Origin of the sequence: Hyphomicrobium sp. NDB2Meth4, assembly GCF_900117445.1 — a bacterium.
In the GTDB taxonomy this organism is placed as follows: Bacteria; Pseudomonadota; Alphaproteobacteria; order Rhizobiales; family Hyphomicrobiaceae; genus Hyphomicrobium_A.
The window spans coordinates 387939-412116 of the sequence record NZ_FPEJ01000005.1; the positions used below are offsets into that span (position 1 = coordinate 387939).

Annotated in this window: 26 protein-coding genes and 1 tRNA gene; 13 read left to right on the plus strand and 14 right to left on the minus strand. The window is 62.5% G+C overall.

Annotated features, from left to right (window positions below; translation table 11 throughout):
- Window positions 1-3 precede the first annotated feature (3 nt).
- The gene (locus NDB2M4_RS10790; RefSeq protein ID WP_139247201.1) at window positions 4-681 is read right to left on the minus strand and encodes a L,D-transpeptidase; all 678 of its coding nucleotides are present in this window, start codon (window positions 679-681) and stop codon (window positions 4-6) included.
- A 200-nt stretch (window positions 682-881) separates the two neighbouring features.
- Here NDB2M4_RS10790 and NDB2M4_RS20580 point away from each other — a divergent pair, with 200 nt between their 5' ends.
- Window positions 882-1010: a hypothetical protein gene (locus NDB2M4_RS20580; RefSeq protein ID WP_280173531.1), complete on the plus strand. Its 129-nt coding sequence runs from the start codon at window positions 882-884 to the stop codon at window positions 1008-1010.
- Window positions 1011-1082: 72 nt separating this feature from the next.
- Here NDB2M4_RS20580 and NDB2M4_RS10795 read toward each other — a convergent pair whose 3' ends face one another.
- A complete protein-coding gene (locus NDB2M4_RS10795) occupies window positions 1083-1532 on the minus strand; it encodes a MaoC family dehydratase (protein WP_171988080.1) in 450 nt (149 codons plus the stop codon).
- An 11-nt stretch (window positions 1533-1543) separates the two neighbouring features.
- Entirely contained in the window at window positions 1544-1837 is a 294-nt protein-coding gene (locus tag NDB2M4_RS10800) for a hypothetical protein (protein ID WP_072374491.1), read from the minus strand.
- A gap of 205 nt (window positions 1838-2042) precedes the next feature.
- On the opposite strand from NDB2M4_RS10800, the gene NDB2M4_RS10805 reads away from it, so the two are divergent.
- A complete protein-coding gene (locus NDB2M4_RS10805; protein WP_072374494.1) occupies window positions 2043-3185 on the plus strand; it encodes a DUF2778 domain-containing protein in 1143 nt (380 codons plus the stop codon).
- Between the two features lie 48 nt (window positions 3186-3233).
- Here NDB2M4_RS10805 and NDB2M4_RS10810 read toward each other — a convergent pair whose 3' ends face one another.
- Window positions 3234-3752: a hypothetical protein gene (locus NDB2M4_RS10810; protein WP_139247202.1), complete on the minus strand. Its 519-nt coding sequence runs from the start codon at window positions 3750-3752 to the stop codon at window positions 3234-3236.
- A 184-nt stretch (window positions 3753-3936) separates the two neighbouring features.
- Window positions 3937-4158: a hypothetical protein gene (locus NDB2M4_RS10815; protein WP_072374500.1), complete on the minus strand. Its 222-nt coding sequence runs from the start codon at window positions 4156-4158 to the stop codon at window positions 3937-3939.
- Between the two features lie 170 nt (window positions 4159-4328).
- Between NDB2M4_RS10815 and NDB2M4_RS10820 the strand changes: the two genes are divergently transcribed.
- The 5 genes from NDB2M4_RS10820 to NDB2M4_RS10840 all read left to right on the plus strand — a co-directional run bounded on the left by NDB2M4_RS10820 (window position 4329) and on the right by NDB2M4_RS10840 (window position 8517).
- Complete coding sequence (locus NDB2M4_RS10820; protein WP_171988081.1) at window positions 4329-4769, plus strand: c-type cytochrome; 441 nt, start codon at window positions 4329-4331, stop codon at window positions 4767-4769.
- A 194-nt stretch (window positions 4770-4963) separates the two neighbouring features.
- On the plus strand, window positions 4964-5641 hold the full coding sequence (locus tag NDB2M4_RS10825; protein ID WP_072374503.1) for an outer membrane protein: 678 nt from the start codon (window positions 4964-4966) through the stop codon (window positions 5639-5641).
- 188 nt (window positions 5642-5829) lie between these two features.
- Window positions 5830-6153 (plus strand): hypothetical protein, encoded by a 324-nt coding sequence (locus NDB2M4_RS10830; protein ID WP_072374506.1) that lies wholly within the window; start codon window positions 5830-5832, stop codon window positions 6151-6153.
- A gap of 179 nt (window positions 6154-6332) precedes the next feature.
- On the plus strand, window positions 6333-8102 hold the full coding sequence (locus NDB2M4_RS10835) for a PQQ-dependent sugar dehydrogenase (protein WP_072374510.1): 1770 nt from the start codon (window positions 6333-6335) through the stop codon (window positions 8100-8102).
- A gap of 130 nt (window positions 8103-8232) precedes the next feature.
- Window positions 8233-8517 (plus strand): hypothetical protein, encoded by a 285-nt coding sequence (locus NDB2M4_RS10840; RefSeq protein ID WP_072374513.1) that lies wholly within the window; start codon window positions 8233-8235, stop codon window positions 8515-8517.
- 69 nt (window positions 8518-8586) lie between these two features.
- Here the strand turns inward: NDB2M4_RS10840 and NDB2M4_RS10845 are convergent, their stop codons facing one another.
- A complete protein-coding gene (locus tag NDB2M4_RS10845; RefSeq protein ID WP_072374515.1) occupies window positions 8587-8832 on the minus strand; it encodes a hypothetical protein in 246 nt (81 codons plus the stop codon).
- Between the two features lie 260 nt (window positions 8833-9092).
- Here NDB2M4_RS10845 and NDB2M4_RS10850 point away from each other — a divergent pair, with 260 nt between their 5' ends.
- Entirely contained in the window at window positions 9093-10721 is a 1629-nt protein-coding gene (locus NDB2M4_RS10850; protein ID WP_072374517.1) for a peptide chain release factor 3, read from the plus strand.
- A 65-nt stretch (window positions 10722-10786) separates the two neighbouring features.
- Window positions 10787-11182, plus strand: a complete 396-nt coding sequence (locus tag NDB2M4_RS10855) for a hypothetical protein (protein ID WP_072374519.1) — start codon at window positions 10787-10789, stop codon at window positions 11180-11182.
- A gap of 85 nt (window positions 11183-11267) precedes the next feature.
- Here the strand turns inward: NDB2M4_RS10855 and NDB2M4_RS10860 are convergent, their stop codons facing one another.
- Both NDB2M4_RS10860 and NDB2M4_RS10865 read right to left on the minus strand, forming a co-directional pair.
- Window positions 11268-12419 (minus strand): sulfotransferase family 2 domain-containing protein, encoded by a 1152-nt coding sequence (locus tag NDB2M4_RS10860; protein ID WP_083556159.1) that lies wholly within the window; start codon window positions 12417-12419, stop codon window positions 11268-11270.
- A gap of 386 nt (window positions 12420-12805) precedes the next feature.
- Window positions 12806-13606 (minus strand): methyltransferase domain-containing protein, encoded by an 801-nt coding sequence (locus NDB2M4_RS10865; RefSeq protein WP_171988082.1) that lies wholly within the window; start codon window positions 13604-13606, stop codon window positions 12806-12808.
- A gap of 282 nt (window positions 13607-13888) precedes the next feature.
- Between NDB2M4_RS10865 and NDB2M4_RS10870 the strand changes: the two genes are divergently transcribed.
- From NDB2M4_RS10870 to NDB2M4_RS10880, 3 genes are all read left to right on the plus strand, one after another.
- A tRNA-Glu gene (locus tag NDB2M4_RS10870) sits at window positions 13889-13963 on the plus strand.
- 45 nt (window positions 13964-14008) lie between these two features.
- The gene (gene gntA, locus NDB2M4_RS10875) at window positions 14009-14893 is read left to right on the plus strand and encodes a guanitoxin biosynthesis heme-dependent pre-guanitoxin N-hydroxylase GntA (protein WP_244536131.1); all 885 of its coding nucleotides are present in this window, start codon (window positions 14009-14011) and stop codon (window positions 14891-14893) included.
- Window positions 14886-15467, plus strand: coding sequence for a DUF1989 domain-containing protein (locus NDB2M4_RS10880; protein WP_072374527.1), 582 nt, complete (start codon window positions 14886-14888; stop codon window positions 15465-15467). The genes gntA and NDB2M4_RS10880 overlap by 8 nt, the downstream gene beginning before the upstream one ends.
- A 41-nt stretch (window positions 15468-15508) precedes the next feature.
- Here NDB2M4_RS10880 and recJ read toward each other — a convergent pair whose 3' ends face one another.
- The 6 genes from recJ to NDB2M4_RS10910 all read right to left on the minus strand — a co-directional run bounded on the left by recJ (window position 15509) and on the right by NDB2M4_RS10910 (window position 22148).
- Window positions 15509-17344, minus strand: coding sequence for a single-stranded-DNA-specific exonuclease RecJ (recJ, locus tag NDB2M4_RS10885; protein ID WP_072374530.1), 1836 nt, complete (start codon window positions 17342-17344; stop codon window positions 15509-15511).
- Between the two features lie 244 nt (window positions 17345-17588).
- Entirely contained in the window at window positions 17589-18104 is a 516-nt protein-coding gene (locus tag NDB2M4_RS10890) for a hypothetical protein (RefSeq protein ID WP_244536132.1), read from the minus strand.
- Between the two features lie 86 nt (window positions 18105-18190).
- Entirely contained in the window at window positions 18191-19162 is a 972-nt protein-coding gene (glpX, locus tag NDB2M4_RS10895) for a class II fructose-bisphosphatase (RefSeq protein ID WP_072374536.1), read from the minus strand.
- An 18-nt stretch (window positions 19163-19180) separates the two neighbouring features.
- A complete protein-coding gene (locus tag NDB2M4_RS10900) occupies window positions 19181-20524 on the minus strand; it encodes a homoserine dehydrogenase (RefSeq protein WP_072374539.1) in 1344 nt (447 codons plus the stop codon).
- A gap of 14 nt (window positions 20525-20538) precedes the next feature.
- Window positions 20539-21765: an LL-diaminopimelate aminotransferase gene (locus NDB2M4_RS10905; RefSeq protein ID WP_072374542.1), complete on the minus strand. Its 1227-nt coding sequence runs from the start codon at window positions 21763-21765 to the stop codon at window positions 20539-20541.
- A gap of 137 nt (window positions 21766-21902) precedes the next feature.
- Complete coding sequence (locus NDB2M4_RS10910) at window positions 21903-22148, minus strand: hypothetical protein (RefSeq protein ID WP_072374544.1); 246 nt, start codon at window positions 22146-22148, stop codon at window positions 21903-21905.
- Window positions 22149-22336: 188 nt separating this feature from the next.
- Between NDB2M4_RS10910 and phaC the strand changes: the two genes are divergently transcribed.
- On the plus strand, window positions 22337-24151 hold the full coding sequence (gene phaC, locus NDB2M4_RS10915; protein WP_072374547.1) for a PHA/PHB synthase family protein: 1815 nt from the start codon (window positions 22337-22339) through the stop codon (window positions 24149-24151).
- The last annotated feature ends 27 nt before the right edge of the window (window positions 24152-24178 follow it).

The following is a 24178-nucleotide window of genomic DNA, read 5'->3' on the forward strand; positions in this document are numbered from 1 at the left end:
GATCTAGTACGCCCAGCGGTCGATGTCACGACGCGGCAGATCGCGCGATCGCATCGACCGCAGCCGCCGATCCTCTCGCGGTCCCGACGACACCGAATAACCGCCGCCGAAACGCTCCCACGTCACCGTCACCTTGGTGCCGACAGGAACACGCGGATAGAGGTCGAGCACGTCGCGATTATACATGCGGATGCAGCCCTTCGAAGCCGCTGTGCCGATTGTCCAGGGCGCATCGGTGCCATGAATGCGATACGTGCTGGAGCCGAGATAGAGCGCGCGCACACCGAGTGGATTCATCGGATGCCCGCCAGGCACCCAACTTGGCAACCGCGGATTCTCGCGCAGCATGTCGGGGGTCGGCCGCCAAGAGGGATTGACCCGCTTGCTCGTCACCTTGGTGATGCCCTGCCAACGGTCCTGCTCGCGCGGGATGGCGATTGGATAGCTGATCGCCTCGCCCGGCCGCGCGATGTAGTACAGTCGCCTGTCGCCGAAGCTGACGATGATCTGATTGGCCGTGTACTTCGGATCGAAGCCTACGCTCTCACGCCCGCTTCCGTCGCGATCCTGCCCACCACCCCAATCCCAGAACAATTGAGCCGATGCAGGTTGTGCCGTGGCCGCCAGCCAGACCATGCAACCGGACAGTCCTGCAACCGCACAACGGAGGAAACGCATCATCGCCTAATAGCCTCTAAGAGCACCCATTTCCCCCTTTGAGCCAACACTGTGGCAACAGAGAGTCGGAGCACGCAAAAGGCGACATCTTCGCGGCTCAAAAGGGCTCAGAACGCGCATCTTTTCAAAGGCATCTTGCCTCCCCGGCGCCATCTCTAGTATGCAGCCGGGCAGAAACCGATTTTGCCTTCCAGGAGCACATGATGCCGACGCTGTCAGATTCCCGCCGCAAGAAGATCCAGGCCCGCCAGCGTAAGGCCGAGAACGAGAAGAAGCGCCTCGCAAAGATCGCCAAGAAAGAGCGCAACGAGAAGACGGCGGCCTCGGCCTGATCTGACCGGAAGGGCGGGCGGGAAGACTGCTTTCCGCGCCGCCATCTCCGCCTCAAGAGGCAACGCCAAGACCTAGGCTGGGCGTCGCGGCACCACGAGCTTCGACGCCAGCACCTGCACCACCTCGCCACGTTGATTGCGCGTTTCCGAGCGCACCGTGACGATGCCGCGATCGGGCTTCGATCGCGACGGCTTGATCTCCAGCACTTCACTGAACACCTGCAGCTCATCTCCCGGCCGAGTAGGCCGCGGCCAAACGATCTCGCCGCCCGCTCCGATCACGCCCCCGGCAATCGGCGCACCGCCCTCGACGAGCAGGCGCATCGTCACCGCCCCGGTATGCCAGCCGCTCGCCGCCAGTGCGCCGAACAGCGACTTTTCCGCCGCCTCATCATCGAGGTGGAACGGCTGCGGGTCATACGCAGCCGCAAATTGCTTTATGTCCTCCGCCGTCATCAGGTGCTTGCCGCTTTCAAAGCGCTGACCGACGGAGAGATCATCGAGATAGAGCCGGTTTGGCATCTCGGCTTCGATCAGGTCGGCAGCACGGAGCGCAGCTGATCCTCGTACTGCTTCACGGCAGCCAGAGCGCGCTCCTTCATGATGGACGCCGACGGACCGCCCTGCTCCGGCCGGAATCCCTCGATCGCCTTCTGGGCATTGGTGACGATGCGAGTGGCGGCATTCTGCGGGTTGAGCTCGCGCAGCGTCATCGCCTGGAGCAGCTGGGTGAGGATCACACCGGTGGCCAGAACCATACCGTTCAGCTCGGCGTTCTCACGCTTGAGGCGCTCAATGGCGGCTTGCATCTCTTCGTTGTTCGACATCGGGTCTCTCCAGACGTGGGGTTGCCTTTTGGGTCCCTCGCTATAGCAATGGATTCCGGGCCCCGCAGCGCCCCTCTTTGCGACACATGGCCCTTTGGGGCAGGGGCCGGAGCCGTAAAGCCGGCGCAATGAGCCTTTCTCTTGCCCCGACTCCTCGTTAGGACTGGCCATAGACGCGGGACAGCCTCAGGGAGCACCGGCACCTATGTTCGGCGGGGTCCACATATCGGGACTGGCGGGGATGCTATGCGCCCTGACGACCCTGTTGTGCCTGGCCGCTCCCGCCAACGCCGTCGAGAAAAAGGGGACGTCGGCCGCAGAAGCCGCCGCCGCGCTCGCCGACATCTTCAGCCAGGTTGGCGATCAAATCTATGAAGAGTGCATCTTCGAGCTGTCACCCGAGCAGGTCGAAGTCCAGCACGCACTGATCCAGGCCTACGTCGACCAGGGCGCCACCAGCTCACTCGCCCGCCAGCTCGCGGTGAAGCAGATTCAGCCGCCTAAGCTCTCGGACAAGTGCGAAGCGATCCGCACCCAGCCCGCCGCCGAGCCGCTTCCCTGGGACACGACGCTTCAGGTCGAGAAAAAGCCCAAGCTCAAGGCTCCCCCGAAAATCGCAAAAGAGCCCCCGCTGCCCGATCCGCCCTCGATCGCCGTGCAGCGCGCCGCAATCGCCGACAAGCGCATGCTGCCGCAATGGGACTGCGGCCCCAACGTCGATTACGTCACCATCAGCCTGAATGGCTTCAAGCGAAAGCTGACCGGCGGAGAGATCTGCAATCCCTACAAGGATATCGTGCGCGAGGTACCATCCGAAGCGCCCCCGTTCCGGCTCGGCTACGTCATCGCCACTGGACGGCTGTTCGTCGTTTCGGACGATGCGCGTTACAACGGCCGCACCATCGCTTGGGCAATCTCTGGCCGCGACGTTTGCCGCAACAATCCAGACCCCGATTGCCTGGCCGCACGCGCCATTGGATCTCTTCCTCCCGGCGAATACTCGTTCTCCGGGGACAAAAACAATCGCGTCACCTGGGGACCGAAGACCAAACGCAACGTCGCCGGCATCTGGCTTCGTAAACTCTGGAACAAGGAGCACTTCACGCCGCAGCAGCGCGCCGCCATCCTCGCGCGCGGCAACATTGCTATCCATCTGCGCTTAAAGGGTGAGATGTCGGAGGCCTGCATCGGCCTCGAACCAAAAGGCTGGGCCTACGTCGCAGGGCTGATCAAGGAGGGCCGCGCCACGGGCGTCAACGCCTACCTTGAAGAGCCCTATCCCCAGGTCGCCGAAGCGCCTCCACTGGTTGAGGGATCATCGTTCTCCCTCACATCTCTCTTCAAATAGAGAGCTCGGCGCGCGCAGCCCGACACGCGCGCCTGAAGTCACAGTTCCTTATTCGCAAGGAACGGTGAGCGTCATCCCGACCGAAGGAAAGAACTTCTTGCAGTCCGTCGGCTTGGCCTCTGCTTGCTTGTCGACGGCTTGAGCGACCTTGCTCTTTGCATCCACCGCGGCAACCGTAATCGAAGAACTCTCGCTGTCGGCAGCCTTGGTTTCTACCTTCCGTTCGCGCGGAGCAACTGACGCCGTCTCGACAGGCTCGGCGCGCTTCTCCTTCTTGGCCTTGGCAACGCGCACCGGCTCTTCTCTATCGGCCTTCGCCACGCGGTTGGGCTTCTCGACCTTGGCAGACTTCACGCGTTTGCGCGCCGGCTCGTTCTTATCGCAGCTCTTGGTTCCGCCCGAGCGCGAAACATAAGCGCGCGACTGTCGGTAGGAAGCAGCGGGGCGTTCCGTCGTGTGCTGCCGCACCACCTCGGGAACATACTCACACGAGATGCAAGCGTAGGCGCTCTGGCTGGCAAAAAGGCCGGCGATCATGGTTGCGGCGGCGAAGCTGGTGCGGATCACGGCGCTCACTCCAAGTTGGTTGTCGAATTCTGGAGTGAGGATGCCCCGTTACCAGCCCATGCGCTGTTCCACCTGGAACAGAGCGATTTACTTCAACTTGGAGAGAGATCGTGGGGGACGGGGTTCGGACGATTCCGGACCCCGACTGCAATCAGTCGACGGTGATAGCGAAAACCTTGAAATCCTAGTCGACGCGGAAGTCGTAGTTGCCCGACTTGCACTTGACGTCTTCGGCCTCGTAGACGCCTGTTCCTTCAGTCTCTTTCTCGAAGGTACCGCCTTCACACCCCCAAGCAGCAACGATCTCCTTGAGCTTCGCCGCCTCGTCGTCGGTCACTTTCGAATCGGCCAGAGCAGTCCCGCCCAAAACCGCCAAGACCGCGATCGTCGAGAGTAAGACCCGCATGAAGACCTCCTATCCTGCAACGGCCGAAGCGCCGTCCTTCGTCCATAGTGGAGCACCCAACCTGACGCGATACTGACACCCTGATGCAAATCAATGTCACCCTTCAATTTCCATTAGAGTATCGGTGCTTAGACTCCATACGCACCGCAAAAGCGTCTCAGGCCATTCTGATGTTCAAAGTCGCTGCTCGCCCGATCTTCTCCGCAGCCGCAGCCATCTTGCTCGGCGCCGCTCCAATCGTTGCCGCACGAGCAGCCGAGAATACCGATGCCGAGGCTGCCAGCCTCGCCCTCGGCGAAGCCTTGTTCAAGGAACGGTGCGCCAGCTGCCATGGCGCGGATGCCACCGGTAACGGCCCCGCCGCCGATGCACTGAAAGTTCCGCCCGCGAACCTCACCGAGATATCGAAGCGATCGGGCGGCAAGTTCCCCGCAGCGCACATCGTCGAGGTCATCACCTACGGCGGAAATATCAAGGCCCACGGCAGCGGCCCGATGCCCGTCTGGGGCCTTGTCTTCAGCCAGGAAGGCGGTCGCGGAAAGATCGGCGCTGCACGCTCGCGCCAGGCCATCATCGGCCTGAGACGCTACCTGGAATCCATCCAGAAATAAGCCGCGGCCTTTACCCGAACACGCACGCGAATACCTGCCCGCACAAAAGTTATTCATCTGCTGTGAAAAAACCGGCCCCCTGTGTGCACAACCGTGCCCGCGCAACAATCACCCCGCATCCGGCCGTGTTAGCCCTCGCTCGTCGCGTATCCCGCGTAGAAGGGAACCAATAATCGAGCGAGGGAGTACGTAGCTTGAAACAGATCTATCTCGCGGTCGTAGCAATCGTTGCTGCAATCGCCACTATGTCGTCAGTGCAGGCACAGGAAGCGCCATGGCGGGGGTTCTATGCGGGCCTCAACGGGGGCTATGCATGGAACAGTGCCAACGGCAAGTTCAACAACGCGACCGATTTATCGAACTTGACGCTGAACGGCGCCATCGTCGGCGGCCAGATCGGCTATAACTGGCAGGCCAACCAGTTCCTGTTCGGCCTCGAATTCGACGCATCAACGCGTGCAGGCGGTGAAGACACCGTCACGGCAAATGCCGGTACGGTGAATGCAGCCAGCATCAGCGCCGACATGAATTACCTGTCGAGCGTGCGCGCACGTCTCGGCTGGGCGATCAACAACTGGTTGCTCTACGGCACTGTCGGCTGGGGCTTCGGCGAGTTCACCTTCAAGGAGGACATGCCGCAGGTGCCTTTCAGCGGCAAGGTGCGCTTCAATGACAACGGCGTCGTATTCGGCGGCGGTGTCGAGTGGATGGTGGCCTATGGCGTGTCTCTGCGCGCGGAATATCTGCGCTACGATCTCACTGCCGGCTCGACCATCTCCGCCGACTTTCCGACCTCCTCTTCCGACGCGCACATCGGCTTCGATAACGTCGACGTTGCGAGAGCCGCACTCAACATCAAGCTGAGCAACTAATCCTGCCGGCAACAATGTGCGATTGTGGCGGAAGCATTCGGGGATGCTTCCGCCGCACGCTCTGCATCTGAACGCCGCTTTGAAATCAATCGGCTCTCAGTTGCACTGAATTCGATCGACTGGAACAAAGCTCCGGCAATTCACCGGCGTTACTCCGTTAGCTGCGCATAGCTCAAGGAGTGCCGCCAATGAGAAAACTGATCGCCTGCTGCGTCGCCGCCGGTATGACAGCCGCATTGACACCTGCCTTCGCTGACACGTCCGCAGACGACCGGATGTTGAAAGCTCCAGAGAAGAGTATGGGTGACGAAGGCAAGCTGCCCGCCACGGAGAAAATGGGCAATCAGGTCCGGGACATGACGGGACCGCGCACCGCGGCATCCCCCGGCGCCGAGAACACGGGGCCCTCCGGACCCAAAGGCCCGCCTAAGCGCATGGGTGACGAAGGGACACTGCCTGCTACCGGAAAAATGGGCAGCAAGGTTCCGCAGATGAATTCTGACCAGGACTAGATATTCCTCCAAACCTTCGACGATGCCGCTGGACTTTGGCCCGGCGGCATTTTCGTGCGCGCAGCAGTCACGCCACGCGACCACCGCGTCAGCCGGGTGTGCCTCTCATATCTCCATCGCGCTTCCCATATAGACATATCCGACCGCTCTGCAGTCTTCCCTTCAGCAAGGATCTAGTCATGGCGCTCCCACCACAACTCCCAAGACGAACAGCCGCCACTATCCTGGCCATCGGCTTCTTGCAGATTGCATCACTGCCACTCGCCGCTGAAAAGATCGCCTGCCCGCAATCGGACGCGGGCATCTCGCTCCCAAAGGGCTTCTGCGCCACGATCCTTGCTGACAATATCGGTCACGCCAGGCAGATGGCGGTCGCCCCCAACGGCACCGTCTACGCCAACACTTGGAGCGGCACCTATTACAACAACGACACTCCGCACGAAGGGGGCTTCCTCGTCGCCATGAAGGACATGGACGGCGATGGCCGCGCCGACAAGATCGAGCGCTTCGGCCCGACGTTCGCCGAGGGCGCACACGGCGGAACCGGAATCTACATCTATAACGACGGTCTCTACGCCGAGGCGAACGATAAGATCGTTCGCTATCAGCTGAACGACGACGAGATCGCACCGACATCAAAACCCGAGACGGTCGTCTCCGGTATGCCGGTCACCGGTGACCATCCCATGCACCCCTTCGTCATCGACAAGGACGGTAATCTCTTCGTCTCCATGGGCTCTGCCACCAACACATGCGAGGTGAAGAACCGCATGCCTGGCTCCAAGGGCCACGAGCCGTGCACCGAGTTGGAAACCCGCGCTGGCGTCTGGCGCTATGACGCCAACAAGCGCGATCAGGCCTTCTCGCCGAAGGAACGCTACGCATCCGGCATACGCAATGGCGAAGGCTTCGACTTCGATGAGGCGGGCCGGCTCTACGTCACCCAGCACGGGCGCGATCAGCTGCACGAGAATTGGCCCCGCCTCTATACTGCCGAGCAAGGTTTCAACTTGCCCGCCGAGGAGGTGATGATCCTCGAGGAGGGCGCTTGGTACGGCTGGCCGAAGTGCTACTACGATCCCCAGCAGGAAAAGCTCGTACTGGCACCCGAGTACGGCGGTGACGGCGGCAAGAAGGTCGGCGAGTGCGACAAGGCTGTCCCACCCGTCGCCGCGTTCCCGGCGCACTGGGCTCCCAACGACCTCAAGATCTATAAGAGCGAGGACTTCCCCGAAGGCTATCGAGGCGGCGCGTTCATCGCCTTCCACGGCTCATGGAACCGCGCGCCGAACCCGCAGCAGGGCTACAACGTCGTTTTCCAGCCGCTGAAGGACGGCAAGAAATCCGGCGACTGGATCGTCTTCGCCGATGGCTTCGCCGGCAAACACAAAGACCCTAGCCGCGCCGCGCATCGCCCCTCTGGCCTCGCCGTCGGACCATACGGCGCGCTCTATGTCAGCGACGACGTCGGCGGGCGCGTCTGGCGCATCGTCTACGAAGGGGACCCGGACGCCAAAGGCATTGAAGCGGCACCTGCACCCGAGAGCCGCGCCGCAGCGTCACCGGACGCGCTGCCGCCCGAAGGTATTCACCCCGACGCCGGCAACCCGCCGAAGCTGACACCACCGCCCGGCGCGAGCGCGGCCGACGTCGAACTCGGCGCCAAGATCTTCGCTGGCGAAGTTGCAGGCGCCACATGCGCCGGCTGTCACGGCGCTGGCGGTATCGGCACGCCAGTCGGCCCGAACCTCACCACCGGCAAATGGCTCTGGGGCGACGGCAGCCTCAAGGACATCACCAACACCATCGAGAACGGCGTCCCCGAACCCAAACAGCACCCGGGCGCCATGCCCCCGATGGGCGGCGTCGAGTTGTCGAAATCTCAGCTGGCTGCGGTCGCCGCATACGTCTGGGCTTTGGGCCACAACGACAAGCAGGCGGCCCAGTGAAGCGGACAGGCGACTGGCGAGGCACCACTACGACTGCCTAAAGTTCCAAGCCTCTTGCCAGATTGCCCGCTTGTCGCCGGCCAGCTCCGCCAAGCATTGTGCGGCTCCACGTCGAACCCTGGAGCCCGCTATGCTGAAGACGTCCGCCCTCTTTGCCGTTTGCGCGGTGCTCCTCGCCGGGCCGACGCTCGCCGCCGACTACAAGTGCGCCAACAAGGCCACCGGCGTGAAGCTCAATGACTTCGATATCGCCATCAAGAACCGATCCGAGGCGATCTCTGAGATGAAGGACGAGATCAAGCAGGCCGGCGGCTCGACCGAGGAGCACAAGAAGGCGATTGAGATCCTGGAGGAAAAGCTCACCAAGGCGAAAGCCGACCGCGAAGCCCTTCTCGTGGAGTGCAACGCGAACTGAGCACCTAGGCGGGGAAGGCGCACAAGCTATGCGCGGGACCGCTCGGCCTCACCAGCGAACCGCCGATTCCTAGTCCGGCCGGAAGGCTGACATCTCGACGACATTGCTCTCCGGTCCGTTGACCTCCGAGAAATGCGTCACCTTGTTACTGTCGCAGACATAAACCCACTTGTAGTCGAACAGCTCGCCATCGCGGATGTGCCCGAACACGGCGCCCTTCGCTCCCCGCCAGAATAGCGTCGCCGGGCTCTTCTCGGAGTTGACCTTCTCCCAGTTCGGCTCGATGTACTCGTTTATCTGCTTCCAGTGGATCAAGGGAATTCTCTCCTGAGTGGGACGCGATCCCGCTCTTATGGGCTGATCCCCGTGAAAAGCGAAGCAATTCCGCTCTCTGCCCCGCCCTCATCGGGTCGACTCAGCCCTGTCAACAGGTTGCATTAAAGCGAGCCATTTCGCCCCGCCGGCGCCTCCAAGGGGCCGGGAATCGACGACGCCGGGGAACGGTGCTAACAGCAGCGCTCGCACCCTGAGATGGCAACGCCCGCGTGCCCGCAACCCTTGAGCCCGCAACGAGAATGACCGACGACATCGCGATCACAGATGCCGCGCCCGCGCAGGGCGGCGCGCCGGGGAAGCTCGCCACCGAGATCAATCGGCGGCGCACCTTCGCGATCATCTCGCACCCTGACGCCGGTAAGACGACGCTCACCGAGAAGCTGCTGCTTTTCGGCGGCGCGATCCAGCTCGCCGGCCAGGTGAAGGCGAAGAAGGACGGCCGCAACACGCGTTCTGACTGGATGGCCATCGAGAAGTCGCGCGGCATCTCCGTCGTTACCTCCGTGATGACGTTCGAATACGGCGGCGCCGTCTTCAACCTGCTCGACACCCCGGGCCACGAAGACTTCTCCGACCACACCTATCGCACGCTCACCGCCGTCGACAGCGCCATCATGGTCATCGACGCGGCCAAGGGCATCGAGGCGCGCACGCGCAAATTGTTCGAGGTCTGCCGCCTCCGCGACATCCCCATCATCACCTTCATCAACAAGCTCGACCGTGAATCGCGCGAGCCGCTGGAGCTGCTCGACGAGATCGAGAAGGTGCTCGCACTCGACACCGCGCCAATGGTCTGGCCGATCGGCATGGGCCGCACATTCCGCGGCACGTACGACTTGCAGAAGCCACGCATCCGCCGCGTCGACGAGGCTCCTGAAGGCACGCCCGTTTCCGGCCCCGACGACCCCATCTTCGAGACGTTGCTCGACGAGACCGACCTCGCCAAGTGGCGCGAGGATATCGAACTGGTGCGCGATCTGTGCGGCAGCTTCGATCTCAAGGCTTTCCGCGAAGGCACACTTTCGCCGGTCTACTTCGGCAGCGCACTGCGCAACTTCGGCGTCCGCGATATCCTCGATGCACTCATCGCCTATGCGCCGCCGCCACTGAGCCGCAAGGCCGCCACCCGCACCATCGAGGCGACCGAGCCGGCGATGACCGGCATCATCTTCAAGATCCAGGCGAACATGGATCCCAACCACCGCGACCGCATGGCGTTCATGCGGCTGTGCTCGGGACGCCTGACGCGCGGCATGAAGGTGAAGCACGTGCGCACCGACAAGACGATGGCGCTCAGCGCCCCGCAGTTCTTCTTCGCTCAGGACCGCTCGCTCGCCGAAGAAGCCTTCGCCGGAGACGTCGTCGGCATTCCCAACCGCGGCACGCTGCGCATTGGCGACGCGCTGACCGAAGGCGAGGACATCACCTTCCTCGGTATTCCCTCATTCGCGCCGGAGATCCTGCGCCGCATTCGTCTGGGTGACGCGATCAAAGCTAAGAAGCTGAAGGACGCGCTCAAAGAGATGGCTGAGGAGGGCGTGGTGCAGCTGTTCTCGCCCATCGATGGCATGCAGCCGATCGTCGGCGTCATCGGCGCGTTGCAGCTCGACGTTCTCGGTGATCGCCTGACGCACGAATACGGATTATCGACCGGCTTCGAGGCTGCCCCCTGCGAAGTGATGCGCTGGATCGAGGCCGCCGATAAGGCCAAGCTCGATAAGTTCATCGAGGGCAACCGCTCGGCGATCGCCGTCGATTCCGACGGCGACTACGTCTACATGGCGCCATCGGTCTTCAGCCTGAACTGGGTTGCCGAGCGCAACCCCGACATCACCTTCAAGGACGTGAAAGCCGTCACGCAAGGCTGAACCCCTGCGTAACAGTCCCTCAACGGCGGGCCGATATACTGGCCGATATGCCAGGATCCATAGGCTTGCTATCGGTCGCAACGCGCGTAATCGCTGTCGCAGGTGCCCTGTTCGGTGCCTTCATGGTCCTGCGACAGGGCGATAAATCCACCATCGCGCTCGTCATTATCGGCTTCTGGTTCGCCACACTCGCGGCGGCGCCATTTATTCTCCCATGGCGGCTTGCGCCAAGCCTCGATGATCACAAGCTTGCAGGCTTCGTTTTGCTGGCCGGTACAGTCGCTGCAGCGTCTTTTTCAGTAGCAGTCTACTGGAAGACATTCGTCGACAACGCCAATCCCGACGCGCAGGACGGGCTCGTTTTTCTCTTCGTGCCGATCTACCAGCTTATCGGCCTTGGGCTCGCCTATTGGCTTGCCACCACACTTGCGACCCGCTCCGGGCTGCAACGCCGCCGCTGAAGGTAATGAGCCATCGGGTCGAGCAAATTGCGAGCCTCTAGGGTAGGAGGCTGGTCAGCTGAGACCTCAAGCGCGCAAATTCCGCTTATGCCGTCGAGCGTCGTGATCGGTACCTCGATCGGGCCAGCCGCAAGATCCACCCTGCTCGCAAAGGTAGGAATCTCATCCGGCCTCGCGCCACCTCCTGCGCTTGCCGAACCGGATGGTGCGCCCCAGAAGCAGCGTGCTTTACCAGCCGCGCCAGCGCGGAGGAGGCTCCCAGTCTGATCGGCCGTCTCAGCATCGCTGTGAAAGCGTAATCCTTCGCACCGGCAGGCGACTGCACTGCCTCTCGGCCAGCAGGCTTCTCCGATACAACGGCCGGCGCCTTTCCACTCCCACCCGAAAGCAAAGCGGATGAGCGTGCCACAGTGACCTCGATTGACCGCGCACAAACGGTTGCGAGGTCGAGTTCCGGTGCTGCCCGCTTTCCGATCTCGCGCCACAGCCTATTGTCGATCCGAGAGCGCCAGCGCAACGCGTCCACCGCAGCCGCACTCATATATTCGGCAAGCACGCCTCGATGCTGCTCCGGCACCGGAGAGGTGACTTTCTCGCGTAGCGGCACCACTCTTTTGCCCACCCAGGCGCCGAGCTTGCCCCAGATTTTTGGATCTTCCACGAGGCCGACAAACTCAAAGCGCTGCAGCCGCTCCAGACACAGCGCCAGTATGCGGTCATCGTCTGCTTCATCGAAGAATTCATCGGTTGGAACGTCAGGCCAAAGCAGCATTCTCGCGAACACATTATCCGTCTGACACGACACCTTCGGCTCATTGAGGAAATCTAGAAGAGGTGCGTGCGCCGAACTGAGCCTGCGCTCCCAATCGTTCCGATCCTCTGACCTTGCGGCCCCCGACCGCCAGAAAATCCAATGCGAAAGAAGACGCGAGAACGGCTCGCGCATGATCGTCATACGCCGTGCCGACGGCATCCTCGCGTCAATCGTCGACAGGGAAAAATGACCCGCAAGAAAATCAGTCTTGGGTGGGATTTCGTCGGGCTTCAGGTAGATGTAGCGCATCGACGACGGCGACAACTCGTGGAAATCGTTGAAGCCTCCGAACAGCGCGCGGTCGAACCCGCCCACACAGTGGCGAGGTCTCAAGGACTTGATCAGACCTCGCGTGAAGCTCGTTCCCGCGGTCTTGGGCACATGCATGTAAGCCAAAGGGAGACGGGACTGAGAAGACAGCATGGCGTCAGACACTTCCTCTTGAGGAAAGCGCACTAATGGCCATCGACGTTTAGCCGGTTACGCCTTCCCGATGATCCAAGCGAACCTCAGCTTAGCCATCGAGGACTGTCTGTCTTGCACGGCCGAACAGTTGTTCAACATCGCCAACATCTTTTGCGCGCTTCGCCGTAGCTCGCCCGTGTCCGGCCTCCGATTACTCGCGCCTCGCTACCCATGGCAGCCAAAACACAACTTCACGTCGTCTCAGGGCCTGCGAGCCGACATGGCTGCGGTATGCGTCTCCGCTTCCCAGATGCTCATTCATTCAGCGGGGCTATAATTCGCCTACTTCGAGCCGAGCCGCTCGGTGCTATGACCGGACAGGAGGACAGCTGCCTCTCTGGTACCTACCGCCGCTGCAAGAGCGCGTTCACTAGGGGCACATAGATCTGGCGAGCGAAATGCTCTCTTGCCGAACCCGGCGGGGCAAATTGCCGGCGAACCCCGCGCGCGAACGGAACCAGCGCGGCTGCTACCCTGGACCGCTCCGTCAACGTTCTGCGTGGCACCACGGGTTCTGCCGCAGGCAGAAGGTTCCAAGCCGGCGCTTGAACCTTCTCTACGACAAGCTCGATTTCATAGCAGCCACACGAATGCCTCTCTGGCGGGATGCCGTAATTGTAGCCGAAGTCATTATCCTCGATGTGCCGCACTCGGTACGTGTTGGGCTTGAGCGACCGCTCTATTTCTCCCAGCAGCGAGGCCGGTGTGTAAAAGCGCTTGTGATCTCCGTTCCAGTTCGACGGCAATTCTTCTTTCTTCTCGTACAGAAATTTGTGCGGCACCGTGATGACGAGATAGCCACCCACCCGCAACACGCGGAACCAGTCCCGCAGCGCACCTTCAAAATCATCGATGTGTTCAAGACAGTGGCTCGCATAGACGGCGTCCTGACTGCCTTCGGGAAACGGCAACCGCTTGCCGTCATAGCCCGGATAGTCGAGGTCGACGCCGATCGCTAGCGGCGTGATCGGCAGCACATCCTGGAGATATCCCTTGTATCCGATGTCGAGGATATTCGGCCCTGATAGGTACTTCGCGATGAAGCCATTCTTCAACTTCAGGCCGAACGTCTTTCGCGACTCTTCCCCGACGAGCCGAGATGGATCGATTCCTAGCGCGCAGTCCGCCATGGCTAGCTGCCCCATCATTAAAACCTAAGGTTGTATAACAGCAAACGCCCCCCCGCCAAAGGGCGTTCGCGCATCTATGCACATTGACTATGGTTGAGCAGTACGTCCGCGACTCAGCGAGAACGGGAACCTCGATGCTCATCGGGCCGGTCGGCACTGAACCACTCACGCCTCCTGCACCAGAGCGCTGATTTCTCGGACAAATAGCCGCTTCGAAAGAAGCTGTTTGCACCCCCCGCTGAGACAGGCGGCCTCGCTTGCGTCGACGAAGAAACGCCACTATACGAACCCCCTGCTGGTCCCTTCGTCTATCGGTTAGGACGCGAGATTTTCAATCTTGAAAGACGGGTTCGACTCCCGTAGGGACCGCCAGCAATTTCAATCACTTATCGCTGCTTCCCAACTCCACTGCTCGCCGTGAGCCGTGCAGATGCGCGCGACATTGCACTGCAGCAAACTTGCCCGCGAGAGCGCCCTCCGGTCGCCCGCACCAGAGAGGCTGAACGCCATCCAGTCCAAAGGCTGCGCCTCGGTTCGTTAACGCCCGATCCTGGAACCAGCTTTTGGGCTGCTCCGTTCTTCGACCACCGACGAACAGAGCAAAAGCAGGAAATGCAGCCACACTCCGACATTATCGCCACGACCAGTGCCGACAGAGACCAGATTGCAGATGAGCTGCGCACGTTTGTGGCGGCCCCAGATTTCCCCTGCGTCGGCGCCAAGGCTGCGCTGCGGCGACATCAACTCGAAATTCTCGTCGCCTCTGACATTCGCCGCAACGCCTACGATCGCCTGGTGACCCATCGCCTCCAGGAATTCGCTATCGGCCACGATATCGATCAGACCATGTTTGTCAGCCAGGCGATCGTCTACCGCAACGATGCCGATCTGACCGAATGCCAGTTCGAAACGTTCCTGTGGCAACGCCTCAGCGCCTTCCATGCCATTGATGCCGAAACATACCGCTGGGACCCGAGCGTCGACTCCGACCCGGATTCTCCGCACTTCAGTCTAAGCATTGGCGGCAAGGGGTTCTTCGTGGTCGGACTCCACCCGAACGCTGCGCGGCTCGCCCGGCGCTTCAGGTATCCGACTCTGATCTTCAATCTTCACGCCCAGTTTGAGCGACTGCGCGAGGAAGGCCGGTACGATAAGATCCGGGAAACAACCATTGCGCGCGACGTCGCCCTGCAGGGCACCCCGAACCCAATGCTTGCGCGCCACGGCTCCGGACCGGTAGCGGCCCAATTCAGCGGTCGCCGTGTGGGCAAGGCCTGGAAGTGCCCGTTCCGCCATGCGTAACCGGATTGCGCCGCGCAGCGGCACCGCATTCGAGCTGCGCAAAGGGCAACGCCTGTCCGTCACCGATCCGCAGGGAGAACAGGTGAGCGACATGCTCGCGTTCTCACTGGAAGATGTGCGCGAGCACCTCTCGTCGGGCCGCAGCCTCGACTATGCGTCGAAGCTCTTTCTCTCCTCGGGAAATGTACTCTATTCCAATCGCAGCCGTCCCATGCTCGAGATCGTGGAAGACACAGTTGGCCGGCACGACTTTCTGCTGACGCCGTGTTCCGCCGATACATTTCGCATCATCTATGGGGACCACAGCCCGCACCACGGCTGTCAGGGCAACTTCGAACGCGCACTCGCGCCGTACGGCATCACCGCCGACGACATTCCGGTCGCTTTCAATATCTTCATGAACGTCGCCATAGATGGGGAAACCGGGGCAATCGCCGTGAAGCCGCCGCGCAGCAAGGCTGGCGATCACATAGCATTTGTTGCCCTGATGGATCTCGTCGTCGCATTGACCGCGTGCTCGGCGCCTCAGAGCAACAACGGCTCATTCAAGCCGATCGACTGGGAAATTCTCTAGGCGGAACGACCACGATTGCGCGAGCGCAGGAGCCGCGCGTTTCAGCCCTGGCGCCGCGGATCGGCGGCGTCGTCAATATGCACCTCGATGCGCTCCCGGCCATTGAACGATGACCGTTTCACCGTGCCAGCAACGTGCAGAGGCAATCCGCTTCCCAGCAGCAAGTCGCCCAGCGGACTGCCCGCCGCACGGAACGCGATGGCCTCCAGCCGCGCGCCGTCGGCCGATTGCAGTACGCAGCGCACATGCGCCTCGCCTACCACCTTGGCAAACTTCACGTGCGTCGCTGGAAATGCGAACCGCGGCGTAGGATTGCCCTGGCCATAAGGTCCCACACGTCCGATGAGATCCAACAGCTCTTCGCTCACGCCGGACGCCGTCAGCGATCCGTCGATCTCGAGCGCGTGTCGTTCCCGCGCCTGCCCGAGACTGTCCTTCAGCTCGTCATGCAGGAACGCTTCCAGCTCCGCCAACTTCGCGCGCTCGACCGTCAGGCCGGCAGCCATCGCATGCCCGCCGCCCTTCACCAGATGCCCCGCAGCGACAGCCGCACGAACGGCTCCACCGATGTCGGCCCCGGCAACGGATCGCAGCGATCCCGTGCCTTCCCCGCCGGCCTCTTCGTTCCACGCGATCACGCACGAGGGCAACCGGAACCGCTCCGTCAATCTGCTGGCGACGAGACCAACGACACCCTTGTGCCAAGTGTGCGAGCCGAGCAGCAGCAGCGCCATGTCAGGACGCTCGCCCAACCTGATCTCAGCTTCAGCCAGCGCCTCGTCGAGCATCTGCTTTTCAAGCGCGCGCCGCTCTTTGTTGAGCCGGTCGAGCAGCGCCGCGATACGCGCCGCCTCCACCTCGTCCTCGCCGGCGAGTAGACGCGAGCCCAGCGCCGCGTCGCCGATCCGACCGCCGGCATTGATGCGCGGACCAAGGATGAAACCGAGATGATAGGGCGTCGGCGGTTCGTTGAGCCCCGCCGCATCGCCCAGCGCCTTGAGGCCTTTGTTGCGTCGCCAGCGCATCACCTGCAGGCCTTGCGTCACGTAGGCGCGATTGAGCCCCACCAGCGGCACGACGTCGGCAACGGTCGCCAGCGCCACGAGATCGAGTTCCGCCATGAGGTCGGGCTCCGCCACACCCCCCGCATAGAACCCGCGCCGGCGCAGCTCACGGGTCGTTGCCACCAGCACCAGGAAGCAAACGCCGGCTGCGCAAAGATGCCCGAGCCCCGAGACATCGTCCTGCCGGTTTGGATTGACCACCGCGCGCGCGGGCGGCAGCACTTCGTCGGCCTGATGGTGATCGATCACCACCACGTCGCATCCGAGTTCCTTCGCCCGCTGCAACGGCGCACTGCTCGTCGTGCCGCAGTCGACCGTAACGATCAGCTGCGCGCCTTCCTTCACCAGCCCTTCGATGGCAGCTACGTTCGGTCCATAACCTTCGAACAGGCGGTCGGGAATATAGATGCGCGCATTGATGCCGTGGTGAACCAGGAAGCGCGACATCAGCGCCGCCGATGAAGCACCATCGACGTCATAATCGCCGAACACCGCAACGTGCTGGCGCTTTTCGATCGCATCGGCGAGCCGGGCAGCGGCGACATCCATGTCACGCACGCTGCTGGGATCCGGCATCAGCGCTTTTAGCGTCGGATTGAGCACGATGGGTACATCGTCGACGGCGATCCCGCGCGCCGCCAGCACCCGGCCGAGAAGGTCGGGAAGTCCGTGCCGTTGGCTAATGGCAGCGGCGCGAAGGTGCCCATCACCGGAAAGCCGCTCTCGCCATTGCAGCCCGCGCGCCGATGCTACGACACCCAGGAACGGAACGGCATCTGTGGTCTCGTCCCGCCGCTTCCGCGCCGCAACCATGCGCTCCCCCGGATTGATTCGCCTTCAGCCGACTTCACCACCCCCGCGATGAGTTGGCGATACGCACACACCAGCTTATCCACAGGCACTGGCCCTGCCTTTCCGCCGCAAGCGCAACAGGCCTGATGCCTTGCCTAACCGTCCGCGTAGCGGACAAGGCGCCAAGGGCGCCCGGCGCGAGCGCCGGCTATCAACAGAGCGCAACGCGAGATGTCGCGAAGCGTCTCTCAGCTTGTGTCAGTTTCTAACTTCGATAGTGCTTCCACATCCGCAGCAGCGTCCGATGCATCTCCTCGGGCTCCCCGGTGAACGGCTCAAGGTTGATCCCGATCACGTTCGAGCGCGCCATAACCCACGGCAATCGCATCAGCGAGCGCCAGAACGGTTGCTTCCGCCAGTCGGCGACGAGCGCACTCGACAGCCGCGTCTTGAGGCCGATCTGCAGCTCATGGATGGTGCTGGCGCGCACCGCCATCTCGGTCAGCTCGATGCTGCCGATCGCGCTCCAGCGAACAAGCCCGAGGCCCTGAATGAAGATTCCATACTGGTTGGCGCCGATGACGGGGCGCTTTTCGAGCAGCGGCACGTTGTAATAGGTCACGCCCGCCGCGGCGACGCCCAGCACCAGCCATAACGTGCTTCCGGTCGCCAGGGCGGCGGCCAGGAAGGCCGCTGACAGGAACGCCACCGCATAGACGGGCGCCTGGATTTCCTCGCGGCCATAGGTGACGGAGAAACCGCCGACGTTACGTTCGTCCACGCTCGTTCCCCTTGGAAGTGCGCCCACGAATGGGGACCATTGTCGGGGAACACCGCTGCCGGTTCAAGGCCGGACGATACGATCGGCTACTCGCCGATGCGGCACTTCGTTTGAATGCGCCGAACCGTGCCCGTTTTGGAGCGCATCACGACAGAATCGACCTCGGCGAAGTCGCCGCGGAAGCGCACGCCGTCGAGCAGCGATCCATCAGTCACCCCGGCAGCCGAGAAGATCACGTCACCCGACGCCATGTCCTCGAGCCTGAACTTGCGATTGATATCGGCGATGCCCATCGTCGCGGCGCGCGCACGCTCTTCTTCGTTTGCCGGCATCAGGCGCCCCTGGATCTGCCCGCCGATGCAGCGCAGGGCCGCTGCCGCAAGAACGCCTTCCGGCGCGCCACCCGAGCCGAGATAGATGTCGACGCCTGTCTCCTCGGGATCGGTCGTCCAGATGACGCCGGCAATGTCACCATCGGGGATCAGTTGCACCCCAGCGCCAACGGCACGCACCGCAGCGATCAGTTCGGCATGGCGCGGACGATCGAGGATGCATGCGGTGATCTCCGACACCGGCACGCCCTTGGCCTTTGCCAACGCAATGATGTTGTCACCGGGAGCCGCATCCAGATCGACGAGGTCCGGCGCGTAGCCCGGGCCAATGGCAATCTTGTTCATATACATGTCGGGCGCGTGCAGCAGTCCACCCCGCTCCGACATCGCCAGAACCGCCAACGCATTCGGCATCGCTTTGGCGCAGATCGTCGTGCCTTCCAGCGGATCGACGGCGATATCGACCTCAGGCCCCTCGCCGGAACCGACCTTCTCGCCGATGTAAAGCATCGGCGCTTCGTCCATCTCGCCTTCGCCGATCACCACGGTGCCGCGGATCGCCAGATTGGCCAGCTCGCGCCGCATGGCGTCGACCGCAGCTTTGTCAGCCGCCTTTTCAGCACCGCGCCCGCGCAGCCGCGCAGCCGCAATAGCGGCTGCCTCGGTGACGCGCGTCACCTCGAGTACGAGCGTGCGGCTGAGACCTGAATCACTGTCGCTTGCCATGGCCCCATCCCTCTCCAACTAGCTCACTTCGCCTTCGCCGAGTTTCTCGATGCGGATCACCTGCGGCCGTTCAGACACCTGACCGTCCTGCGTGATGGCGTCCACCGCCTGGCGGATCGCCTCCTCGGTCGTCTCATGCGTGATGATGACTACGAGAGCCGGTGCGCCCGGCTTCTGCCGCGCCGCCACGCCCGGCACCGCCGAGCGCGGGCGCCGCTGCACGATACTCTCGATCGATATTTCGCGATCGCCCATACGTTTGGCGATCGCCGCCATCGCGCCCGGCCGGTCGAACACCGACATGCGGACATAATACGCACCGTGGTGTGCACCGAGCTTGGATTTGACGTAAGGCTTCAGCCCATCCGTTGGCGTAACCAGCGGCGGCATCACCACGCCTCTGGCGATGTCCAGAATATCCGCAGCAACTGACGACGCGGTTGGGCGGCCACCCGCTCCAGGACCGATCAACAAGAGGTTGCCGCAGAAATCCGCATCGATCGCCACTGCATTCGTCGCGCCCCAAACCTCGGCGATCGCCGACTCCTCGGGGACCATGGCGGGATGCACGCGCGCCTCGATTCCGGATTCGGTGCGCGAAGCAACGCCAAGCAGCTTGATGCAGAAGCCCATGTCGTTGGCCGCATCGATATCGGCCTCGGTGATCGACTGGATGCCTTCCACGTCGATCTGCTCGAAATTGATCTCGGTCCCGAACGCAAGGCTAGCGAGGATGGCGAGCTTGTGCGCCGTATCGAACCCGCCGATATCGAACGTCGGATCGGCTTCCGCATAACCTAGTTCCTGCGCCTCTTTCAGCGCATCGGCGAACGAACGATCCTCATCCGTCATCGACGAGAGGATGTAGTTGCAGGTGCCATTGAGGATGCCGTAGACCCGCTGCACCTCGTTGGCGACGAGCGACTCCCGCAAAGCCTTGATGACCGGGATGCCGCCCGCGACAGCGGCCTCGAAGTTGAGCGCAACGCCCTTCTGCTCGGCGAGCTTGGCGAGCTTGACACCGTGCTTCGCCAGCAAGGCCTTGTTGGCCGTGACGACGTGCTTGCCAGCGCCGAGGGCAGCCTCCACGGCCTCCTTGGCGATGCCGTCAGAACCCCCGATCAGCTCGACGAAGACATCGACGCCGTCGGCTTTCGCAAGCGCCACCGGATCGTCGAACCATTTCAAGCCGCTCGTATCGATGCCGCGGCTCTTGTCGCGCGAACGCGCCGAGACACCGACCACCTCGACAGGGCGGCCTACGCGCTCCGCGAAACGTCCCCCATGCTGGTTAAGCAAATCAAGGAGGCCCGCGCCGACGGTGCCAAGGCCGGCAATGCCCAGGGTCAGAGGTTTTTGCATTGGTACGCGAGGAGTTAGCCGCTGGCTTTCTGCTGAATCGGGATCACGTTATGCATCGTTTCCGGAGCCTGGGCGAGGAACTTTTTGATGTTCCTGGCGGCCTGTCGGATACGGTGCTCGTTCTCCACCAGGGCGATACGGATGAAGCCCTCGCCGTATTCGCCGAAGCCGACCCCCGGGGACACCGCAACGCTTGCCTTCTCGATCAGCAATTTGGCGAATTCCACCGACCCGATCTCCTTGAACGGTTCGGGGACAGGCGCCCAGGCGAACATGGTTGCGGGCGGGGGCGGCACCGGGAATCCCGAACGGCCAAACGACTCCACCAGGCAGTCACGCCGCGCCTTGTACGTCGCGCGGATTTCATCGACACAGTCCTGTGGTCCGTTGAGCGCCGCCGCAGCCGCCACCTGGATCGGCGTGAACGCGCCGTAGTCGAGATACGACTTCACCCGCGCCAGCGCCGCGATCAGCCGTTCATTGCCGACCGCGAAGCCCATGCGCCAGCCAGGCATGTTGTAGGTCTTCGACAGCGAGGTGAATTCCACCGCGACGTCCATCGCACCCGGCACCTGCAGGATCGACGGCGGCGGATTGTCGTCGAAGTAGATTTCCGCGTAGGCGATATCGGACAGCAGGATGAGATCCAGCTTCTTCGCCAGCGCGACGGCATCCTTATAGAACTCGAGATCCGCCACCATGGCTGTCGGGTTCGACGGATATGACAGCACCAGTGCCAGCGGCTTGGGGATCGAATGCCGGCACGCGTGCTCGACGAGCCGCAGGAACTCCGCACCGGTCGACGCCGGCAAATGCCGGATCGCAGCGCCCGAGAGCAGGAAGCCGAACTCGTGGATGGGGTAGGTCGGGTTCGGCACCAAGATCACGTCGCCCGGCGCCGTGATCGCCTGCGCCATGTTGGCAAAACCCTCCTTGGAGCCCAGGGTAGCCACGATCTGGGTCTCGGGATCGAGTTTCACGCCGAAGCGGCGCTCGTAGTAGGCCGCCTGAGCCCGCCGCAGTCCGGGAATGCCCTTCGACGCCGAATAGCGGTGTGTGCGCGGCTTGGACACCGTCTCGACCAGCTTGTCGACGATGTGCTGCGGGGTCGGCAGATCGGGGTTACCCATCCCCAGGTCGATTATGTCGGCACCGCGTGCACGTGCCGCTGCCTTCAGCCGGTTGACCTCGGCGAAGACGTAAGGGGGCAAGCGCTTGATGCGGTGGAAGTCCTCGTGCACGGGACGCCTCTTTCTCGGCCTATGAATGGACCCGGCTGCAGAACGACACGGGAACGCGCTTCACCGCGGCCGGAACCCCCGTGTTTACGCCTCGCTCTACCCCCCGTCCAGCCCGCCCCTTGGCCGAGGCGGAGCAATCAGCGGGAATTTTCGATCTCTTGTTCTGCCTGGTGCTCATGCGTCGCACCTGCCCGCGTCAGTTCATCCACTGCTTGCCGTTGCTGCTGCTGCGTCAGCGATGTCGAGGCGTGCGAGCCCGATAATTCGCGCAACGGCGTCGAGATCGTGGAAGCGCACCCGGCCAGGGCGAGCCCTGCTGCCAGACCGGCAAGCCTCGCAACTGCCCGTCCAGCCTTCCGCACCACGATACAGGCCTCACGCATCGGTATGACTCGCATACGAATTCCACCTTGCCGGAAAGGCCTGCTTGCGCGACTTCAGCGCGGCGCCAAGATGCCTGTGGGTGCAGGGTTGTCCACACCGCCGGATGACACTGCCCGCGCAATGTCGCAAAACATTGGCATACAATGGATACTCGGCCAGCTAAGGCCGCAAAGCGCTTAAGGTTACGATGTCCAAGCTCAATGAAGACGCCCCTGCCGACCATCAGCCGTTCCAGACTGTGAACGCGGAGGAGCTGTCGCGCAATCTGCTGCGCCTCTTCGAGCAAGGCGGCAACGTACTTTCGGAGTTCATCGAGCGCAACGACGCCAAGATGGGCCCGTACTCGGCCGCCACCGAGATCAATGAGGCGACGACGACACTAACGGACCTCACGTCTCAATGGCTCTCCGATCCAGCCCGCTTTGCCGAGGCCCAGGGAACCCTGCTGCGCTCCTATGCCGAGCTATGGAACAACACCGTGCGGCGCATGTTCGGCGAGGACGTCTCGCCCGTCGCCGAGCCGGACCCGGGTGACAACCGCTTCAAGGACCCCGAATGGTCCGCCAATCCCTACTTCGATTTTTGGAAGCAGGCCTATCTGCTCACCTCGCGGTGGGCGGAGGATATGCTGGACAATACCGAAGGTCTCGAAGGCAAGACCCGCCAGCGCGCCGAGTTCTACCTGCGCCAGGTCGCGAGCGCCTTGTCTCCGTCGAACTTCCCACTCACCAATCCTGAAGTGCTGCGCGAAACGCTGGCGACCAACGCCGAGAACCTCGTGCAGGGCATGTCGCTGCTCGCAGAGGACATGAAGAAGTCCGGCGACCTTCTCAAAATCAGCCAGACCGACGCTACGGCGTTCGAGGTCGGCCGCAACCTCGCCACCACACCCGGCAAGGTCGTCTACCAGAACGACATCTTCCAGCTCATCCAGTACGCACCGACGACCGACAAAGTCCGCGAAATTCCGCTGCTCATCGTGCCGCCCTGGATCAACAAGTTCTACATCCTCGATCTGACGCCACCCAAGAGCCTCATCAAGTTCCTCGTCGATCAAGGCTTCACGGTCTTCATCATTTCCTGGGTCAACCCAGACGCCTCGCTCGCGCATAAGTCCTTCGAGGACTACATGCAGGAAGGCATCCTCACCGCCGCGGACGCGGTGAAGCGCGAAGCCGGTGTCGAAAAGATCAACGTCGTCGGCTACTGCGTCGGGGGCACCCTGCTCGCTACCACGCTCGCCTATCTGGCCGCCCGCGGCGAGGAGCTGGTCAACGCCGCCAGCTTCCTCGCCACGCAGATTGATTTCACCTACGCCGGCGATCTTTTGCTCTTCACCGATGAGGAACAGCTCGAAGCGCTGAACGAGCTGATGAACGAGCGCGGCTATCTCGACGGCTCGCGCATGGCCAACGTGTTCAACATGCTGCGCCCCCGCGACCTGATCTGGCCGTACATCGTCAATAACTACCTGCTCGGCAAGAAGCCGTTTCCGTTCGACCTGCTCTACTGGAACCAGGATTCGACGCGCATGGCGGCCGCCAACCACACCTACTATCTGCGCGAGTTCTACAACGCCAACCGCCTCGCAAAAGGCGAGCTTGTCGTCGCCGGCACGCGCCTCAACATGAGTAAAGTGAAGGTGCCCGTCTTCGAGCTCGCAACCAAGGAAGACCACATCGCCCCGGCAAAGTCGGTTTACGAGGGCGCGCAGAAGCTCGGCGGCGACGTAACGTTTGTCCTCTCGGGCTCCGGTCACATCGCCGGCGTCGTAAACCCCCCAGCAAAGGTCAAGTATCAATACTGGACGGAAGGGAAGCGGGGTGCAAAGTCGCTCGACCAATGGCTGACGACCGCCAAGGAGCATCCCGGCTCCTGGTGGCCGCTGTGGGCCGAGTGGCTGAACGAGCATTCCGGCGCCTGGACCGTCCCGCGCGAGCCCGGCGAGCATCACGGTGCGATCGAAGATGCACCCGGTTCGTACGTGAAAGTGAAAAGCTGATCCAACTGCCCGGCTGTAGCCGCCGCC

What these genes read in the sequence shown, in the direction of transcription:
- NDB2M4_RS10830 (WP_072374506.1), top strand. Translation starts at nt 5,830, where the DNA reads ATGAGAAAACTGATCGCCTGCTGCGTCGCCGCCGGTATGACAGCCGCA.
- NDB2M4_RS10835 (WP_072374510.1), top strand. Translation starts at nt 6,333, where the DNA reads ATGGCGCTCCCACCACAACTCCCAAGACGAACAGCCGCCACTATCCTG.
- NDB2M4_RS10910 (WP_072374544.1), bottom strand. Translation starts at nt 22,148, where the DNA reads ATGCGTGAGGCCTGTATCGTGGTGCGGAAGGCTGGACGGGCAGTTGCG.
- NDB2M4_RS10800 (WP_072374491.1), bottom strand. Translation starts at nt 1,837, where the DNA reads ATGTCGAACAACGAAGAGATGCAAGCCGCCATTGAGCGCCTCAAGCGT.
- phaC (WP_072374547.1), top strand. Translation starts at nt 22,337, where the DNA reads ATGTCCAAGCTCAATGAAGACGCCCCTGCCGACCATCAGCCGTTCCAG.
- NDB2M4_RS10795 (WP_171988080.1), bottom strand. Translation starts at nt 1,532, where the DNA reads ATGCCAAACCGGCTCTATCTCGATGATCTCTCCGTCGGTCAGCGCTTT.
- NDB2M4_RS10840 (WP_072374513.1), top strand. Translation starts at nt 8,233, where the DNA reads ATGCTGAAGACGTCCGCCCTCTTTGCCGTTTGCGCGGTGCTCCTCGCC.
- recJ (WP_072374530.1), bottom strand. Translation starts at nt 17,344, where the DNA reads ATGGTTGCGGCGCGGAAGCGGCGGGACGAGACCACAGATGCCGTTCCG.
- NDB2M4_RS10865 (WP_171988082.1), bottom strand. Translation starts at nt 13,606, where the DNA reads ATGGGGCAGCTAGCCATGGCGGACTGCGCGCTAGGAATCGATCCATCT.
- NDB2M4_RS10850 (WP_072374517.1), top strand. Translation starts at nt 9,093, where the DNA reads ATGACCGACGACATCGCGATCACAGATGCCGCGCCCGCGCAGGGCGGC.
- NDB2M4_RS10860 (WP_083556159.1), bottom strand. Translation starts at nt 12,419, where the DNA reads ATGCTGTCTTCTCAGTCCCGTCTCCCTTTGGCTTACATGCATGTGCCC.
- NDB2M4_RS10790 (WP_139247201.1), bottom strand. Translation starts at nt 681, where the DNA reads ATGATGCGTTTCCTCCGTTGTGCGGTTGCAGGACTGTCCGGTTGCATG.
- NDB2M4_RS10880 (WP_072374527.1), top strand. Translation starts at nt 14,886, where the DNA reads ATGCGTAACCGGATTGCGCCGCGCAGCGGCACCGCATTCGAGCTGCGC.
- NDB2M4_RS10815 (WP_072374500.1), bottom strand. Translation starts at nt 4,158, where the DNA reads ATGCGGGTCTTACTCTCGACGATCGCGGTCTTGGCGGTTTTGGGCGGG.
- NDB2M4_RS20580 (WP_280173531.1), top strand. Translation starts at nt 882, where the DNA reads ATGCCGACGCTGTCAGATTCCCGCCGCAAGAAGATCCAGGCCCGCCAG.
- glpX (WP_072374536.1), bottom strand. Translation starts at nt 19,162, where the DNA reads ATGGCAAGCGACAGTGATTCAGGTCTCAGCCGCACGCTCGTACTCGAG.
- NDB2M4_RS10820 (WP_171988081.1), top strand. Translation starts at nt 4,329, where the DNA reads ATGTTCAAAGTCGCTGCTCGCCCGATCTTCTCCGCAGCCGCAGCCATC.
- NDB2M4_RS10805 (WP_072374494.1), top strand. Translation starts at nt 2,043, where the DNA reads ATGTTCGGCGGGGTCCACATATCGGGACTGGCGGGGATGCTATGCGCC.
- NDB2M4_RS10900 (WP_072374539.1), bottom strand. Translation starts at nt 20,524, where the DNA reads ATGCAAAAACCTCTGACCCTGGGCATTGCCGGCCTTGGCACCGTCGGC.